This is a genomic window from Methanosarcina sediminis (assembly GCF_052056915.1).
GTDB lineage: Archaea > Halobacteriota > Methanosarcinia > Methanosarcinales > Methanosarcinaceae > MTP4.
Map to the genome: position 1 here is coordinate 1,091,293 of NZ_CP195119.1, position 17,367 is coordinate 1,108,659.

A 17,367-nucleotide genomic window follows, 5' to 3' on the forward strand; every position below is an offset into this window, starting at 1 on the left:
AAAACGGAAATAAAAAAGGATATAAGAGTGACCTTTCAATCACTCTTTTTCTTGTTTTAACTATAGTATTTTGGACTTTATCCGGATCATTCTGCCGGAGCTTCTGCGGCTTCACCCTCAGCGGGTTCGAGGCCAAGCAGAGCCTTGACGGACTTTTCGCCGTATTCAACGATTTTGGCGTTGACCTGGACGATATCCGGAGCGATTTCCTTGCCGCGCATCATCTTCCTTCTGCGCTGCCCCTTTGTTTTCGGGGTGTAGCCAACACCTACGGCCACCAGGACTCTCTGTCTCCTGGGCCCGGGAAGGTCCGGCTTCATAACAAAACCGCTGCCGTCACAGCCGCCTGTGATCTGGATCTTGTAACCGGTCAGGCCCATAAGGGAGCCGTCAACGGTGTCACCGATTGCTTTTCCGATAAGTGCGTTTGCTTCAGCATCCTTCACATCGATCTGGTAAGCATGCGCCTCCTTCGGATCTGAAACTACAACTTTGAAATTTGCCATGTGAATCCTCCAATATCAGATTTATCTAATAGTTCATCAGGTTCCTTTGCCTTAAATTGCCTTTACCTGCATCCTTATATTGTCCTGCATTTTGAATTATTATTGGTAATCCGAATCCCCAGCCGTCACTTAGCCCAGAAAGGATTGCCCTTGCGCTTGATTTCAAGGAAACGCTCCAGGGTTTCCTGTTCATCAGAGGACAGGGACTCGAAAATCTCATGCTCAAGGACTTTTGCATGCCTTTCAGGTACGTTGACAAAGAGATAATCTTCCTCCTTGATCTGACGACCCACGGTTGCCCCGTCAATTGCCATTGCAACTTCCATGCCTACCCTTGCAGAGGAAATATTATCCCCTGCGGACTGCAGGCCCTTTATCTTGCCCACGGCATTTCCGTTTTCAAGCATGACGTCGGTATTTGTCCTGACAACCCCGCCGAGCACCCTGACCCCGACTACTGCGGGTTTGCTCTGGCGGAAGACACAGCCCGGAAGGATCTTGAACCTGCCCGGACGGATGATTGTTTCGAAAATCTTCTTTTCGGCCAGTTCCTGCTGCTTCTTCACGTATTCCTGGTAATCCTCGATCAGGCGGTAGATCACATCGTTAGTGAACACCTTCACGTTGCTTCCCTGGGCTCCCTGCAAAAACTCCTTAGAGTCTGCGTGGAGCTTGACATTAAAGCCGATAAGCACCGAATAGAGAGGATCTTCGACCGTTGAAACCTCAACCACATCCCTGTGGGATATATCTCCTACCTCGGCTTTCCTGATAGGAACTTCCTCTTTCTGGAACTCATGCACCAGGGCTTCAAGGGACCCGATCGTATCAGCTTTGATCATGACCCCCATGGAATCCGTGTCAATCCTGACCTCGTCGATCTCAGACTTTACCTGTTCAACGATTTCTTCAAGGGTTTCCTCATCAGCCACCCGGAGGGGAGCGCCTGCAAGGGCATCATCCAGCCCGGGAGCCGAGATTTTCACACCCACCGCAGCAGTCACTTTTTTAATCTGCCTGAACTTGCTTTCGTAGCGGATTTCGGAAAGTTCCCTGGGTTTTAACAGGGCCCTTACCTTGGTCTGGATAGGCTCACCCAGACTTCCAATCACAACAGTGTCGCCCTTTTTCAACGTGCCGTCGTAAAGGATTACATCCGCCGTCGCACCCAGGCCCTTTTCTTCCTTGACCTCAAGCACGGTACCCACTCCGGGGCCCGTTGCACTGTACTCCAGGTTTGATTCAAGGAACCTCTGGGCAAGCCCTAGAAGCACCATCAGAACATCCGGGATGCCCTCACCTGTAACAGCACTTGCGGGAATGACCCCGAGAGCTTTCTGGAAGTTCGTAACCCTGTCATAGCGGTCCGCGGCGAAGCCCTGGTTGTAAAGCTCACCTATGACTTCATAGAGCCTGTTGTCAAGCAGGGACTGGACCTGTTCACTCTGTTTTTTGAAAGTGGCAGCAAAAGGCATGTCCCTGTTAGGGTTCCAGCCGTTGATCCTGTCAACCTTATTTGCGACAATGACAAAAGGAGTCTTGAAACGCTTCAAGATCTGCAGGCTTTCGTAAGTCTGGGGCTTGAAGCCCTCATTCACGTCCACAACCACAATCGCAAGGTCTGCAAGCGCGCCGCCCCTGCTCCTGAGAGTTGTAAAGGCATGATGCCCGGGAGTATCTATAAAGAGCAAACCCGGCACCATAAAACGGTCCCGAAGCTTGGGGTCTCCGAGTTTCTCGACAATCACGTCCATTGGGACTTCCGTTGCCCCGATATGCTGGGTGATTGCACCGGCTTCTCCGCTAACAATCGCGGTCCCCCTTATCTTGTCCAGCAGGGTTGTCTTCCCGTGGTCAACATGCCCCATTACGCAGACAATAGGAGTTCTCAGGTTTTTCTTATCAGTCATGTGCAAAAACCTCCTCATTCTGGCATCCAGCTGCTGCAGGTTCGGAAGGTCCCGGATTTATCCTGAAAGGACCCGTTCTGCAGGTATCTTACAGGCAAAGGCATGGATTCGTGCCCGAAAGGCTCCGGGACACGAAAGGCTTTGATGAACCTGTTTTACTCGTACAGACAGACCTCATCGATCCTGGAATATGCCGCAATTTCCGAATCCTTAAAGTGGATTGCAATTTCCCTTGCAGCGGCTTCAGGAGAATCGGAGGCGTGAACCACATTTCTTCCTACATCCAGAGCAAAGTCTCCGCGGATTGTCCCGGGAGCGGCTTCCACAGGGTTTGTAGCCCCGTTTACGGCCCGCATAACTTTGACTGCGTCTTTGCCTTCAACTACCATCGATACCGAAGGACCGGAGGTGATAAATTCGATAAGGGAAGGGAAGAAAGGCCTTTCTGCATGTTCACCGTAGTGTTCCTTTGCAGTAGCCTCAGCGATCACGTTTAGCCTCATGGCAATGATTTTCAGGCCGCGCTTCTCGATTCTGGAGACAATTTCCCCTACGAGCCCGCGCTGGACTCCGTCCGGCTTTACCATAACGTATGTCTGTTCCATGTGTACACCTTGTTCTATGCCTTATAAAATACGGCTATCCTGGTTGTTCTTATGCCTTCTTCAACTGGATTCTGCCTTTTTCGGTCCACACAGTACGTCTCGGAAGCCTGCCCAGCTTGAAGTTGCTTATGCACTTGGAAGAGCACATGTAATAGGTAGAGCCGTCTTTCTTGACATAGAGCTTACCGGTACCGGGCTCCAGCATTTCTCCGCAAAAATAGCATTTTCTCTGTTCCATACTTTCTCACCGCACCGCTTTTACCTGGTGGTAAGCTTCTTAGCTTCTCTTGAGGTCTCCAGAAGCATCAGGATGTCACCGATCCGGACAGGGCCCACACAGTTTCTTGTAATGACACGGCCTCTGTCTCTGCCTTCAAGAACCCTGCACTGGATCTGACTTGCTTCTCCATGCATACCGGTGTTCCCGATTACGTCAATGACCTCTGCGGCAAAGCCGCCAATTGTACTTTCTTCAGCCATTCTTGGCACCCCACTAATTAGCTCATTTAAAATTATTTAAGAGCTTCAATTTTCTGAGCGATGTCCTGGACAACTTCAGCTGCTTTTCCTGCATCAGTGATTGCAACAGTTGCACAGGCCACACCAAGTCCGCTGGCTGCACCGAGTTCCTTCTGGTTCTTAATGTAGATGTACGGTGCGTTCTTTTCTTCGGAAAGAGGCGGAATGTGAGCAATGATCTCAGCGGGCTCGACGTCTTCTGCGACGAAAACAAGCTTTGCGTTGCCCCGCTCGATAGCTTTTGTAGCCTCGTTGGTTCCTTTCTTGATCTTTCCGGTATCTCTGGCGAGCTCAAGAGCTTCCAGAGCCTTATTTGCGAGTTCTTCTGGAACATCGAATTTAACGAATTGTGCCATAGTAATAGTCTCCTTCGAAATTGCGATTTCCGCAATTTTTCATCATTCATTGGTTTTTAACACAGATTCTTTTAGCATTGAAAATCAAATCCGAAAAATGAACTTGAAGTGCTTCAATGCGCAAAGCAGATTAGTTGAAATACAGATGCTGCGAGCTAAATGCCGCAAACAGAACCTTAGAAGTACATGATTGCCTATAAACTTTCTGCTTGAAAAGCGGCTTAAGCCCTGAATATACGGACAGAATCTAACCAGGACCCTATATAAATAGATTCACATTAACAATGAAGCAACGAAAAAATATCTTTAAAATGTCCTTGTGACCATAAACCAGTAAAAACCAGTAAACGTGGCCTCATTACAATAAACCAGTAAATATGGCCTTATTAACCATAAATCAGTAAATATGGCCTTATTAACCATAAACCAGTAAAAACCAGTAAATATGTCCTTATTGTCCTTATTAACCATAAACCAGTAAAAACCAGTAAATATGTCCTTATTGTCCTTATTAACCATAAACCAGTAAATGATAGATTCATATGGATACCCTCTACTACGAAGCCCACAATAACCTCTACCTTAACGTGACAAACCGCTGCACTGCAGACTGCGTCTTCTGCGTCCGGAACTTTGCGGACGGGGTCTACGGGTATGACCTCAGGCTTTCAAAGGAACCTTCGGAAAAAGAAATAATTGATGCCCTTGAAAAAATCAACCTTGCAAAATACAGGGAAATCGTGTTCACGGGGTTCGGGGAACCGATACTCAGGCTCGATACCGTGCTTGCAGTGACCCGCTGGCTGAAGGCTCGGCCGGAAGGGATAAAGGTCAGGCTCGATACAAACGGACATGCCTCACTTATCTGGCCTGAGAGGGACGTGGTTTTTGAACTGAAAACTGCGGGAATCGATTCAATCTCCGTCAGCCTGAACGCCGAATCCGAAGATACATATAATAAGCTCTGCCGTCCGGTACACGAAAATGCTTACCAGGCGGTGCTGACTTTTATCATCGAGGCGAGAAAAGCCGGAATTCATGTAAGGGCAACGGTTGTCGACTATCCCGGGATTGATGTGGAAAAATGCGGGAAGCTTGCAGAGGATCTGGGCGCGGATTTTCATGTACGGGAATTATCGGAAACTGCAAAAGAACAGCTTGATGAAGGTTCCTGAAAGAGATATTTGAACCCGATTTTTTGAAAGAAATTGTTGAACCCGATTTTTGAAGGGATAGTTAGAAGCAATCAGGCTGGAATGGGATAAAACAGGAGAAACTCATTCTGAGCTTTCGACAACCTCATCCACCAGCACATCCTCTCCGCTCTTCTTCCTCCTGAAATCTCTCCTGGACTCCCTTGCAAGTTCGGCCTGTGCGCTCAGCTTGCCTCCTACCCACCGGTCCATTACCGTACAGGCAACAAGGTCCCCGGTCACGTTAACCGCAGTCCGGCTCATGTCCAGAATCCTGTCAACCCCTATGATCAGAGCGATTCCCGCCGTGGGAATTCCCACACTGCCCAGGATCGTAGCAAGGATCACAATCCCCACCCCCGGCGTGGAAGGAGTCCCGATAGAAGCGCCAACCGTTGTTATCATAATCAGGACAAATTCAAAGAACCCCAGTTCAACCCCGAAGACCTGGGCAAGGAAGACCGCAGCAACTCCCTGGTAAAGAGCTGTCCCGTCCATGTTCACGGTCGCACCCAGGGGGATTACGAAATGGGAAACCGAAGGTCTGACCCCTACAGTTTCATCAGCGGTCTTGATGGACATGGGCATTACAGCTGCAGAACTGGATGTCGAAAAAGCCAGAAGCATAACTTCGCGCACGTCCTTTAAAAACGAGATAGGGTTACGCCTTGAGATAAAGGTCACAATCAGGAGATAAAAACAGAGCAGGAAAAACAGGCCCAAAAGTACGGTGACCACGTACAGCGCCATTCCCACAAGCGTGTCGATTCCAAGCTTCATAGTAAAAGTCGCAAGCAGCCCGAAGACGGCAATAGGGGCAATGAGCATGCACCACTTCACAACTGTCATGCACACTTCCTGGATCGAACCCATAAGGTCAAGCAGGGGCTTTGCCTGCAGGGGGACCATGGAAACAAGGGCGACTCCCACAATGATGGAGAAGATAACCACCTGGAGCATCTGCCCGCTAACCATAGCATCCAGAGGGTTTTTCGGGACCAGGTCCCCGATAAGCATGGGTACGCTGCCGAAGGTAGGTTCAGGGACTGTCTGGTTATTCACAACATTTACCGCAGGAGCTCCGAGCTTACTCTGGACGAGTTCCCCACTGATATAAAGCCCCGGCTTGATAAAAAGGGAAATCCCGAGCCCTATCAGGATAGCGGTGCTGGTTGTAAAGAGGAAGTAAACAAGGATCCTACCCCCTATTTTCTGGAGATGTTCCCTATCCGAACCACTGGCAATCCCCCGGATAATGGAAGCAAAGATAAGGGGCACAACTATCATCTGCAGGAGACGGAGAAAAATATACCCCGGAAGGGAAAGCCATTCTCCCACTACATAAGCCGTTTCCTCTTCAAGCAGCCCCCCGAAAGGCCCGAGCATCAGCCCGACCAAAATCCCCAGCACCATCCCGACCATGATCTGGAGCCAGAGCCGTTTTTTCAGGAGGTCACGCATAAGGTAGCTGAGCTGTTTAAGGGAACGCGGGTGAAGCTGTTCAATATGGTTGGATTTGGAATTAATTCCAGGCATGGCAAATAACGAATTCTCAAGCCGTTTTTAAGACCAGGTCTTTAGTCTCATAAAGGCCTTCAGGCTCATACATAGCTTACAATAAGATTTTTGCCTACAAGTAGATTGAGTTGAAATAATAAAAATATTTACCTGGAAAAGAAGATAATAAGAAAAAAGGACTCGAAAAAGATAAGGAAAGAAATCCAGAAAGAAATCCAGAAAGAAATCAGGAAAGGACCTGAAAAATTAAACACCATTTAAAAAAATTGAAATTAAAGATCCAGATGAAAAAAACAGGGGAATGTTTCCCCGGCCTATCTCACGAGGTATTCACAATCCTGCAATTTACATGGCATTTTTTCTTTAAGAATGGTCTTCATCTTCGAGGTTTTCATAGTCGCTATTTTCAAGGTCTTCCAGATCTTCCAGATCCTCAAAGTCCTCCAGATCACCCAGGTTTTCAGTTTCAACCGATCCTTTACGCTTCCGCAGTTTCAGGGTGAGAACCACTCCCACGCAAAGTGCCAGCCCCAGGGACAGAGGGAGTTTGAAGGAGGTCAAAAGCCCCATTACTCCGGAATCTTCGGACGAATCACCATCTGGAGATATAGGCCCGGAAACCGCTTCTTCCGAAGCAGGCTTATCCTCAGGGGATTCCCCGGAAGCATCCGAAACAACCCCGACTTTGTTTTCAACCCCGCCTGTTTCTGCAGTGGCTTCTTTAAGCGGCTGGTCGGTGTCTTCCGTTTCCATAAGCTCGGCTTCTTCCTCGGGCTCTTCAGGGAGGAAACTGTCATCCCCCAGCAGCAGGGCAAAAGCCGTGCCGTTCCGTTTGAAGAGGTATGCTCTTCCGTCATCGCTTCCTGCGGCTATCGTGCTGCTGTCCCTGGAAACGGAAATACTGTTAATCTTCCCACCTGTTTTGTTTTCCCATAGCTTTTCCCCTTCCAGGCTGAAGGCATAAAGTTTGTCATCCCAGCTTCCTGCGGCAATATAGGAAGAGTCCGGGGAAACCTCAACATTGTAAACGGTATCTCCCACTTTATAGTTCCAGAGTTCTGTCCCGGTGCGGTTGAAAAGGTGGATCTTGCTGTCAAAACTTCCCGCGGCTAGATGTGAGCCGTTGGTGGTTAACGATACACTGCTGACCCAGTAGCTCGGGTTATTCCTCCAGGAAAAGTCCCCTTTCCGGTTAAGGAGGTAGACATTGCCATTGGAACCTCCGGATGCCACGTAATAAGCCCTGGGGGTCATGCACACACTGTTGATAACACTGCCTGTTTTCTGCTCCCAGACCTTTTTCCCATCCTGGTCCAGAAGGTAGATGTAATGGTTGTTACTTCCGGCAGCCACATGAGAGCCGTCCCTGGAAACTGCAATACTCCTCACCTCAGACCCTGCATCGAAACTCCAGAGCAGGTTTCCTTCCCGGTCAAAGAAATAAACCTTGCCGTCGTCACCCCCTGCCGCAATACAGGAACCGTCTGCTGAGACGGCTACACTGTTAAGGCTTCCTCCTGTCTCGTAACTCCAGAGTAGCTTTCCCCTCTGGTTAAAGAAATACACATTATTATCATTGCTTCCTGCCGCAACGCCTGACCCATCCGAAGAAATGGACACTGTATACACTATATCCCCAGTGCCATAATTCCAGAGTTTTGTCCCCTCCGAATCGAAAAAAGAGACATTGTTGTCAAATCCTCCAACAGCCACATAGCTCCCTCCGGAAGATAGCGAAACGGAATTGACTATGCTGCTTGTATTACAGCGACAGATAAGGTCGAAAGCTTCGATTTCAACTGCGTTTACTCCCTCGTTTCCCGATGCTGCCGGTTCCGCAACCGCCACACCCGAAAGCAGGCAGCATACCAGACCCAGCAAGAAAACTAACCGTATTCCCAATGACTGCTTCATACTACTTTATAATGAGGACTTTCTTACACATGAAGTTATTGTTTACAAAGTACTTAATCTAAAAAATTCAGGTGAATAAATAATTATTAATCAGAATGAATAATTATGTAAAACAGTAATAATTAAATTATAGATATATTATCATTATAAAGTAGTACTGAAAATCAGTAATTATAGTTACTTATTTCAGTTAAGAAAACCTGGAAATTTTGAAAAAACAGAAAAAACCCTTCGGTTTGCACCCGATAAAGAGGCAGTTTAAGGATTATGATTTCAGTCAAAAACGGTAAAAACCCTGCATAATTCTCCATAGATCGCAATATCTTACCGAGTTTACTGTTTCATCTTAACAGAATACCTCTTCAGGATGCGGAACTTAAAAAAGGGCTAAAATAAGTGATGTGGTTTAATGGCAAGAGAAGTTTGGAATACCAGAGTTGGATTCATACTTGCGGCAGTAGGTTCTGCTGTGGGCCTCGGTAATATATGGAGGTTCAGCTACACCTGCTATGAAAACGGAGGAGGAGCGTTCCTGATCCCGTACTTCATCGCCCTCCTTACCGCCGGAATCCCTCTCATGATCCTTGAATTCGGGCTGGGCAGCAAATTCAAAGGCTCTGCTCCGATGTCCCTCAAAAGGGCAGATAAAAAATTCGAATGGATAGGCTGGTTAGGAGTTATGTCCGGCTTTATCATAACGACGTATTATTCGGTAATCGTAGGCTGGAGCCTGATCTACCTGGCAAATGCGTTCACTCTCGGCTGGGGCACGGACACTGCCGGCTTCCTTTTCGGGGAAGTCCTCGAGCTTTCCGACTCCCCGTGGGTGCTCGGAGGCTTTGCCCATAAGGTTCTGCTGGGCTTGCTTGCTACCTGGGCTATTATCTGGGTTGTCGAAAAGAAAGGGGTCCAGGGAGGAATTGAAAAGGCAAGCAAGATCTTCATGCCCCTCCTCTGGATCCTCCTGATCGTCCTCGTCTTCAGGGCAGTCACCCTCGTGGGAGCTCTTGACGGAATCGAGTGGTACCTCAAACCCGATTTCAGCATGCTCCTTGACAAGAATCTCTGGGTAGCAGCCTACGGCCAGGCCTTCTTCAGCCTGAGTCTCGGGATGGCCATAATGATCACCTACTCAAGCTACCTCCCGAAGAAAAGCGATATCGTAAACAACGCCTTTATCGTAAGCCTTGCTGACTGTGCCTTCAGTTTCACCATGGGTTTTGCAATCTTCGGGACCCTCGGGTACATGGCATCTTCCAAAGGTGTCGGACTCCAGGAAGTGGTTGCCAGCGGAGTCGGGCTCGCTTTCGTTGTGCTTCCGGAAGCCCTGAACATGCTCCCGGGCTTAAAAGCAATTACAGCCGTAGCATTCTTCCTCAGTATAGTAGTGGCGGCGCTCTCTTCCCTGATCTCCATAGTGGAAGGCTTTGCTGCAGCTATTATGGACAAGTTTGATATGAGCAGGAGCAGGGCAGTGGATGTTGCAATCGGAGTTTCCCTAATTGGCAGCCTTATCTTTGCCACCAAAGGAGGGCTCTACTGGCTGGACATCGTTGACCACTTCGTCAACATCTACGGCCTGATGGTTGTCGGAATCCTTGAAGTCGTTGCAATCGGATGGGTCTATGGAGGAGACAGGATCAAAGAATGGGTCAATACCTACTCGGACATCATGGCCGGAAAATGGTGGGACATCAGCGCAAAAGTTGTCATTCCGGTTGTCCTGGTCATCTGCCTTGCCCAGGAGACTCTCACCGGCATCAACGAACCTTACGGAGGCTATGATACAAATGCACTCCTGATGGGGTTCGGCGTGATCGTACTCGGGGCCGTAATAGCCCTCATGCTGCCCCTTCTTAAGAAGGAGGTCGAGTAAAATGCTGTCCACAAGCAGTATCGCAATGGCTGTCTTCGGGTTTGTATTCCTCTACGGAAGCCTGGCTTACTTCCTGAACATAGCCATGAAAAAGAAAAGATAATGAAGCACAGAAAATAAAAAAAGTGTAAAAAGAAGTTGTGGGATTATTTCCACAACCATTTTTCTTTTTTTTCAATTAGTGAAATGTCATTTAGGAATAGCTAATTTTCACCTTATGCTTTTGTTTCCTGAATTCTTCATATAAGCCATTTTACTACCCTTTATAGGTACCCAGGAAACTTACATAGTTATCACTATACCCTTTATACCTGACTTTGACAGTTTCCACTAATTTTAATTAAAATTTCCTTCATTTTTCCCGATTTTTGTCAGAAAAAGGTATTTGACAGTTCAAATAAATTCATCGAATTTTCTAAGAAATTCCCTTTTTTTGGGTTAAAATCAAGCGATTTATGGAATCGAAATTGGCATAAATATAAGTTTTATTCTTATTCTTCAGAAAATCTACGGTAACTGTCAAATTCGATAGACTCTTTTTTATGAATTTTGTTGACGTATGCTTGAGTTCTTTGAACTCATATCGCATCAGCGATATGAGTAATTGGGCAATGAATCCTATGATTATTGCTCCATAGATGCTCTCATCCGTCCATACCCTTAGTGGTTTTATTTCTATTTCGTTTTTCAGCGAGTTAAATATTTTTTCAATTGAATCCTTTTTCCTGTAGGTTTCAAGAGCATCTATAAGTGTCAAATTCTTACTTGATTTTAGGCAGAAAAATCCTTCTCTTCCGTTAATTACCTCTTCTTCAAGGAGTTCAAAGGCTTCATCTTCACTCATCTCAACCAGCTTTGTCTGGTATGAATAACTTATATCAATGAGTTTATTATTGATTCTGAATTTCTTTGGAAGTTTCTTATTCTCATCAATTGATTTCTGTATCTCTTTTGCCTCTTCCACCATTCTCTTCACTTTTCTGACTCTTGCTTCCAATTGCTGTTTTCTTAAAGTTTGCGAGAAATAGAGGTAGTTTGTACTGCTGGGTTTTACAATCTTTATTCCATAGATCCCCTTTTCTTCATCAACGACTTCAGGTTCAAGCTGATCAAACATTTTAATCAGCTTATCATCACTGGCGTTGAGCTTTTTTGCAGTAAGGTAATCCATTTCATCTTCTTTGATCAGAGCTAGATTTTTTATGCTATTTGCACCTTTGTCAAAAACAACAAGTGACTCTTTATTAAGTCTATTTCTTACCTGCTGATACGTTTTTTTAAAATGAGTCTGATCGGGAACGTTTCCTTTTTCCACAGTAATTCCAACAGGTAAGTTTATTGGATCTGCAAGTTCGCTTACTCCTAAAGTAATCTGTTTTTTATCTGGACGGTGATCGCGGCTGTAACCATATTTACCAAGTGGAGACTTATCACCATAAAGAACAATACTTGTCCAATCCATGTTGATATTAGTGTGTTCAAAATTGTACATGGAGAACAAAACATCCTGAATATCCAGAATGATCTCTTCTTTATTACTTCCCAAAGTTTGAAGGGTTCTGTACAGAACCCTTTCATTGAATTTTTCAAGATTGAAAAATTCCAGGACTTCGTCCTGGTTAATCCATTTATGAGCCCGATCAATGCTAAAGTTCTCTGTAAGTTTATAGCTAAGCAAAGCTTTGATCAGAGAATTGAAGTCGATACCTTTAGCCTTATGCTTACCCAAAATAGATGAAAAATTAAGCTGTTCATACAGGTTTTCAACAGCAAGAATGGTTCCGATGGGAAAGCATATATTGTCGTTAGGAGTTATTTCATATGTTCTTAGTTTTGTTTGCATTTTGGTCGATCAAACATTACTAAGAACTATGATTTTTATTTAACTGTCAAACTTAGGTTTATAGTCACCCAGCTGCCCTTGCGTCCCCTGAATACCATGGTTATCCCACTGCCCATAAGTCTCCTGAATATCTTTCATGGTTATCCCACTGCCCATAAGTCTCCTGAATACCTTTCATGGTTATCCCACTGCCCATAAGTCTCCTGAATATCCTTATAGGCATCATGATGCCTTTTTTACGAGTTGACCTTAAATAAAGAAAAGAGATTGAAGCGAAAAAAAATCAAAAAGAGATTTGAAAACAAAAAAGAGAAGTTGTGGAAACTCCCCCACAACTTCTTACCTACGAAATTCCCTTTTAATAGGATTTCATTTCCTTTTTCACGATACTATCAAATACCCTGTATCAAACCCGTAAACCGCTGATGCCTCAGAGTCTATGTTCGCCTTAAAGAGCCTGTAACCCGGAGCAGTTCCTGCAGGCACTTCCACCTCAAGCGGGAATATATTTTCTTCCCCTGCTCTGAGCTTTACATCCTTCTCGGTCCATTCAAAGCCGGAAAGGTCTGCCAGGTAGGAGGCAGGTACTCCATCAACGTTTATCCGGATTTTGAAGACATCGTCAATATTCTGGGTGTTTTTCACTTTGATACCAGTGGAAACGCTGTTTCCTGCTACAACATTACTGGCTCTGGGAGACACGGTTATATCGGCTCCACCCTCGGCCCGGACAACGTGATAGGGTGCTGAAGTTATAGCAGTGTTTCCGACGGCGTCCCTGGCAATAATTGACAGGGAATAGTCTCCCAGGTCATAGGGAACGGTTATGCTGCCCTTCCAGATGCCGTCTTTTTTGGCAAGTGAAACGTCACCTGCAGTCACTTCGATCACTCCGACCTTACCCGTGACATCCACACTTACATCCAGCGTAGAGCCTGGAGTTGTGCTGGCAGGGAACAGATCAACAGAATTGATTACAGGAGGCTCAGGAACCTGAGAACTTTTAACCTTTATAGTTTGAGTTGCCGTATCGATGGTACCAGGTTCGTTTTCTACGGTAAGGGAAACAGCATACTTACCGGATTCGGTGTACGTGTACTCCGGATTCCGGACATTTGAATCCACTGAACCATCCCCGTCAAAGTCCCAGGACCAGGAAACAGCATTCATAGAAGTATCGGTGAACTTAACTGTTAACGGATTTTCACCTTCAACAACACTGGCAGTGAAACCGGCAACAGGGATTCCGTAAATAGTGATGGATTCTCTTGAGGTATCGATGGTACCCAGTTCATTTGTTACGTTCAGAGAAACAGTATATTCACCGGGTTCAGTATACGTGTACTCAGGATTTTGGATATTAGAATCCACCTCGCCGTCACCATCAAAGTCCCAGGACCAGGAAACGGCATTTGTAGAAGAATCGGTGAACACAACTGTTAATGGGGAATCACCTTCAACAACATTGGAAGTGAAATCAGCAGCAGGAACACCGTAAACAGTGATGGTTTCTGTTACCGTATCGCTGGTACCCAGCTCGTTTTCTACGGTAAGGGAAACAGAATATGTACCAGGCTCGGTGTACTTGAATTCCGGATTCCGGAAATCAGAATCCACCAGGCCGTCACCGTCAAAGTCCCAGGACCAAGAAACGGCGTTTGTAGAAGCATCGGTGAACAGGACTGTAAACGGAACTTCTCCTTCGGTGATATTGGCAGTGAAATCAGAAACAGGAACACCATAAACAGTGATGGTTTCTGCTATCGTATCGATGGTACCCAGCTCGTTTGCTACAGTAAGGGAAACAATATACTCACCGGGTTCAGTGTACGTGTACTTCGGATTCCGTATTTCAGAATCTACTGCACCATCACCGTTAAAGTCCCAAGACCACGAAACAGCATTTGTGGAAGTATCGGCGAACCCGACTGTAAACGGAACTTCTCCTTCGGTAACATTGACAGTGAAATGAGCAACAGGAACACCGTAAACAGTGATGGTTTCTGTTACCGTATCGCTTGTACCCAGTTCATTTTCTGCGGTAAGGGAAACGATATACTCACCAGGTGCACTATAAGTGTACTCCGGATTCTGGACCTTTGAATCCACTAAACCGTCCCCGTTAAAGTCCCAGGACCACGAAACGGAGTTTGTAGAAGCATCAGTGAACCCGACTGTTAATGGGGTATCACCTTCAACAACACTGGCAGTGAAACAGGCAGTAGGAATACCATAAACAGTGATGGATTCTGCTATCGTATCGATGGTACCAAGTTCGTTTGCTACAGTAAGGGAAACGGTATACTCACCAGGTGCAGTGTACGTGTACTCAGGATTCCGTACCTTTGAGTCCACCAATCCGTCACCGTCAAAGTCCCAGGACCAGGAAACAGCGTTCTTAGAAGCATCTGTGAACCCGACTGTTAACGGAGCTTCGCCTTCGGTAACATTGGCAGTGAAATTCGAAACAGAAGAGCTCAGCAAAACAACTGCCCCATTAGTAAAATCATAACCAGCAGTTTGTTGCTCTGAGTCAACAATTTCTACAATTAGAACTTCATTGAGGGCGAATTCTTTTACCCCATGGGATGAAACCTGGTCCTTTACCTTGAATTCGATTGTCGAAACGATACCGGGCTCAGAAACCCCGGTCTTTGTTCCGTACCTTACTTCTGCATAGAGAACCTCACCTATTTCATTACCGATTTGCGGAATTATAAACGTAGACTGCCCATCCTGAGAGAGGAAAGGTCCCGGAGACTGAGACATCACTTCAAAGGCATCCGGATCGAATGAAACGTTGTACTGCAGCCCATAAACTTCTACAGAGTGAGGATCTATGCTTACGGTTACAGTAAACACATCTCCAGGCTCTACAGATGTTACGTTTGGTTCCGAAACCAGGCTGCAAAAGGGGTCAACATCTGCCTGGGCCGGAGAAGCAGCTGCTAAAAGCACAAATATTAGTAAAAAAAAACAACTTTCAAGATGTCTGATTTTCATAATTTTACTCCCACATTATCAAATACTCTACAAATCATCGAAAGAGATACTCTTTCGTAATCAGCACCCATTCTGATGCCGATCTTAGAACATCAGTGACGCTGGCCGGGAAGGGACATTGGATTTTATTCAAGGGGACAGATATCTGTAGCTTCGGGTCTTCTTAAAAAAATGAACTGAAAACATAGGAAATAAATTAGGGAACATAAACTGTTGATGAAACTGGCAAATAATAAATTATTCTATATTTTCCTCTTTTTCAAAAGTAAGTAAGAAGACAGTTAACAGCGATAACAAGAAATAAGAGAAGGAAAATCGAAGTAATGGGAAACTGAATATTTAAGAAAAAATAAATTTAAAAGATTCAAGCCCTGAATGCTCAGAGCTTTGAAACTTCGCCAAACTTAGATATTCCTGCGTCCGAAGATAGCCACAAGTCCAAACACAGCAAGCATCGGAAGCGCTACAGTCGGGAACTCCGGGACATTTACATTGGTATTGATAACATAAATGTCAAATTCAGAGGGGTAATCGATCTCTTTCCCCAACTTATCATATCCCGTCGCAGTTACCTTGTGACTGTAATTTCCAGGGACTGCATCGAAAGGAACGGTAATTTCCAGAACCGAAGTATTCGTCGTTCTATTGAGATCAAGTATCACACTGTCCTCACTAAAAGAATAAACCCAGTCGGATATCATCAAATCGATGGCAAACTTTTCAGTAATTGGATAATCTACAGTATAATCAAGAGGAGTATCGAGAAAAACTGCAAGATCATAAATGGCAGTTCCCCCAGGCTGCACATATTTTGTGCCTGGGGAAACATCGAAACTAACCGCCGCCGAGCATGGATTTGCCATAAAAAACAAAATAAGGATTCCGAAGACCAATTTATTCATTTTTACCACAACACCGCCTCAAGTTTTTAAGGATATAAACGATAACAAAAAGCTTGAATAAACTGAATACATCGAGAATAAATTAGGGAACAAGGACTATTTACTGATAAAATTAGTACATAATAAACTATTCTAAATGTCCCTCCTTTTTTAGAAGTTAAATACAAAAAATAGATAGCTTGCAATACAATTGAAAAATATATATGATATAATTTGTGTAAATAATAATTACATAAAAAGTAAGAAATTGCAAAGAGTACTACACCATAAATTATGAAAATTGAAACTGAACAAAATAGCGGCTTGCATGGAGCTGAAATACAAATAAATAAAAAAAGTGAATAAAAAGAAATCGAGTTTTTTAAACAACTGTTTTAACTCACCAGCAGATATCCGGTATCAAAACCCTGTACTTTTGAAGTTTCCGACACAACTTTTGCAGAAAAGAGCCTGTACCCCGGACTTATTCCCTCCGAGACCCTGATACTAAGGGGAAGCGAAACATCCTGCCCAGTCCTCAGTTCCACGGTTTTTTCGGTCCACTCAAACCAGCCGGGTTCTGCCTGTGAACCTTCCGGGACTTCACTGCTCCCGGTATCAAGGTAAACACTGAAAACGTCATCAATGTTCTGGGTATTTTTAACCTTGATATTTACTAGGACCTCCTCTCCTGCAGTAACGTTGTTCGCCCTCGGGAAGACAGTTATATCCGCTCCCCCCTCGAGTAAGAGCACCCTGTAAGGAACCGAAGCTTCAGCACAGCCTCCGGAACCATCCCGGGCAGTTATCTCCAGGGCATAAGCTCCGGCCTCCGAAGGAGCAATTATGCTTCCCTTCCAGGTCCCATTGTCATTCACAAGCCCGGCATCCTCGCCTGCAATCTCGACCGCTTCAACCTCTGGAGCCGCTTCCACACTAATATTTATGATAGCTCCAGACGTGGCATTAGTCGGGAATAAGGTGACAGAATAAATAAGGGAAGAAACGTATTCAGCTCTGGACTTTACATCCGGAAGCGAACTGTCCTCTGTCCCATCCCCATTCCCCGAAATATCTTCTCCTTCGATGAAAGAAACAGAAGAGGCATCAGGTCCTTCGACATCGCTTATTCCCACATCGCTGGAAGGCTCTTCAGGTTGAGAAGGACTGACACAACCTGACAAAACGAGGGAGAAAACTAAAACTGAGATCAACAGGAATTTCATTTTTGTCTTCATAGATT

Annotated in this window: 16 protein-coding genes; 3 read left to right on the forward strand and 13 right to left on the reverse strand. The window is 45.5% G+C overall.

Translation table 11 applies throughout. The features are described from left to right. Positions 1-86 precede the first annotated feature (86 nt). From ACSAZK_RS04570 to ACSAZK_RS04600, 7 genes are all read right to left on the reverse strand, one after another. Positions 87-506, reverse strand: coding sequence for a 30S ribosomal protein S6e (locus ACSAZK_RS04570; RefSeq protein ID WP_440956223.1), 420 nt, complete (start codon positions 504-506; stop codon positions 87-89). 125 nt (positions 507-631) lie between these two features. After that, on the reverse strand, positions 632-2,416 hold the full coding sequence (gene infB, locus ACSAZK_RS04575; protein WP_440956224.1) for a translation initiation factor IF-2: 1,785 nt from the start codon (positions 2,414-2,416) through the stop codon (positions 632-634). A 155-nt stretch (positions 2,417-2,571) separates the two neighbouring features. Next, entirely contained in the window at positions 2,572-3,021 is a 450-nt protein-coding gene (ndk, locus tag ACSAZK_RS04580) for a nucleoside-diphosphate kinase (protein WP_440956225.1), read from the reverse strand. A gap of 49 nt (positions 3,022-3,070) precedes the next feature. Beyond that, the gene (locus ACSAZK_RS04585; protein ID WP_048178144.1) at positions 3,071-3,259 is read right to left on the reverse strand and encodes a 50S ribosomal protein L24e; all 189 of its coding nucleotides are present in this window, start codon (positions 3,257-3,259) and stop codon (positions 3,071-3,073) included. Between the two features lie 20 nt (positions 3,260-3,279). After that, positions 3,280-3,501, reverse strand: coding sequence for a 30S ribosomal protein S28e (locus ACSAZK_RS04590; RefSeq protein ID WP_048178143.1), 222 nt, complete (start codon positions 3,499-3,501; stop codon positions 3,280-3,282). 32 nt (positions 3,502-3,533) lie between these two features. Further along, a complete protein-coding gene (rpl7ae, locus tag ACSAZK_RS04595; protein ID WP_440956226.1) occupies positions 3,534-3,896 on the reverse strand; it encodes a 50S ribosomal protein L7Ae in 363 nt (120 codons plus the stop codon). Positions 3,897-4,202: 306 nt separating this feature from the next. After that, positions 4,203-4,415, reverse strand: coding sequence for a hypothetical protein (locus ACSAZK_RS04600; RefSeq protein ID WP_440956227.1), 213 nt, complete (start codon positions 4,413-4,415; stop codon positions 4,203-4,205). A gap of 23 nt (positions 4,416-4,438) precedes the next feature. Here ACSAZK_RS04600 and ACSAZK_RS04605 point away from each other — a divergent pair, with 23 nt between their 5' ends. Continuing rightward, complete coding sequence (locus ACSAZK_RS04605; protein WP_440956228.1) at positions 4,439-5,071, forward strand: TatD family nuclease-associated radical SAM protein; 633 nt, start codon at positions 4,439-4,441, stop codon at positions 5,069-5,071. Between the two features lie 102 nt (positions 5,072-5,173). On the opposite strand, the gene ACSAZK_RS04610 is transcribed toward ACSAZK_RS04605, so the two are convergent. Next, entirely contained in the window at positions 5,174-6,625 is a 1,452-nt protein-coding gene (locus tag ACSAZK_RS04610) for a dicarboxylate/amino acid:cation symporter (RefSeq protein WP_440956229.1), read from the reverse strand. A gap of 345 nt (positions 6,626-6,970) precedes the next feature. Then, positions 6,971-8,509, reverse strand: a complete 1,539-nt coding sequence (locus ACSAZK_RS04615) for a WD40 repeat domain-containing protein (protein ID WP_440956230.1) — start codon at positions 8,507-8,509, stop codon at positions 6,971-6,973. 421 nt (positions 8,510-8,930) lie between these two features. On the opposite strand from ACSAZK_RS04615, the gene ACSAZK_RS04620 reads away from it, so the two are divergent. Further along, entirely contained in the window at positions 8,931-10,397 is a 1,467-nt protein-coding gene (locus ACSAZK_RS04620; RefSeq protein ID WP_440956231.1) for a sodium-dependent transporter, read from the forward strand. 1 nt (position 10,398) lies between these two features. After that, on the forward strand, positions 10,399-10,500 hold the full coding sequence (locus tag ACSAZK_RS04625; RefSeq protein WP_440956232.1) for a MetS family NSS transporter small subunit: 102 nt from the start codon (positions 10,399-10,401) through the stop codon (positions 10,498-10,500). Between the two features lie 312 nt (positions 10,501-10,812). On the opposite strand, the gene ACSAZK_RS04630 is transcribed toward ACSAZK_RS04625, so the two are convergent. From ACSAZK_RS04630 to ACSAZK_RS04645, 4 genes are all read right to left on the reverse strand, one after another. Then, positions 10,813-12,240, reverse strand: a complete 1,428-nt coding sequence (locus tag ACSAZK_RS04630) for an IS1634 family transposase (protein WP_440955715.1) — start codon at positions 12,238-12,240, stop codon at positions 10,813-10,815. Between the two features lie 381 nt (positions 12,241-12,621). Next, positions 12,622-15,198: a PKD domain-containing protein gene (locus ACSAZK_RS04635; protein ID WP_440956233.1), complete on the reverse strand. Its 2,577-nt coding sequence runs from the start codon at positions 15,196-15,198 to the stop codon at positions 12,622-12,624. 449 nt (positions 15,199-15,647) lie between these two features. Continuing rightward, positions 15,648-16,106 (reverse strand): PEF-CTERM sorting domain-containing protein, encoded by a 459-nt coding sequence (locus ACSAZK_RS04640; RefSeq protein ID WP_440956234.1) that lies wholly within the window; start codon positions 16,104-16,106, stop codon positions 15,648-15,650. A 413-nt stretch (positions 16,107-16,519) separates the two neighbouring features. Then, positions 16,520-17,362, reverse strand: a complete 843-nt coding sequence (locus ACSAZK_RS04645) for a COG1470 family protein (protein WP_440956235.1) — start codon at positions 17,360-17,362, stop codon at positions 16,520-16,522. Between the last annotated feature and the right edge of the window lie 5 nt (positions 17,363-17,367).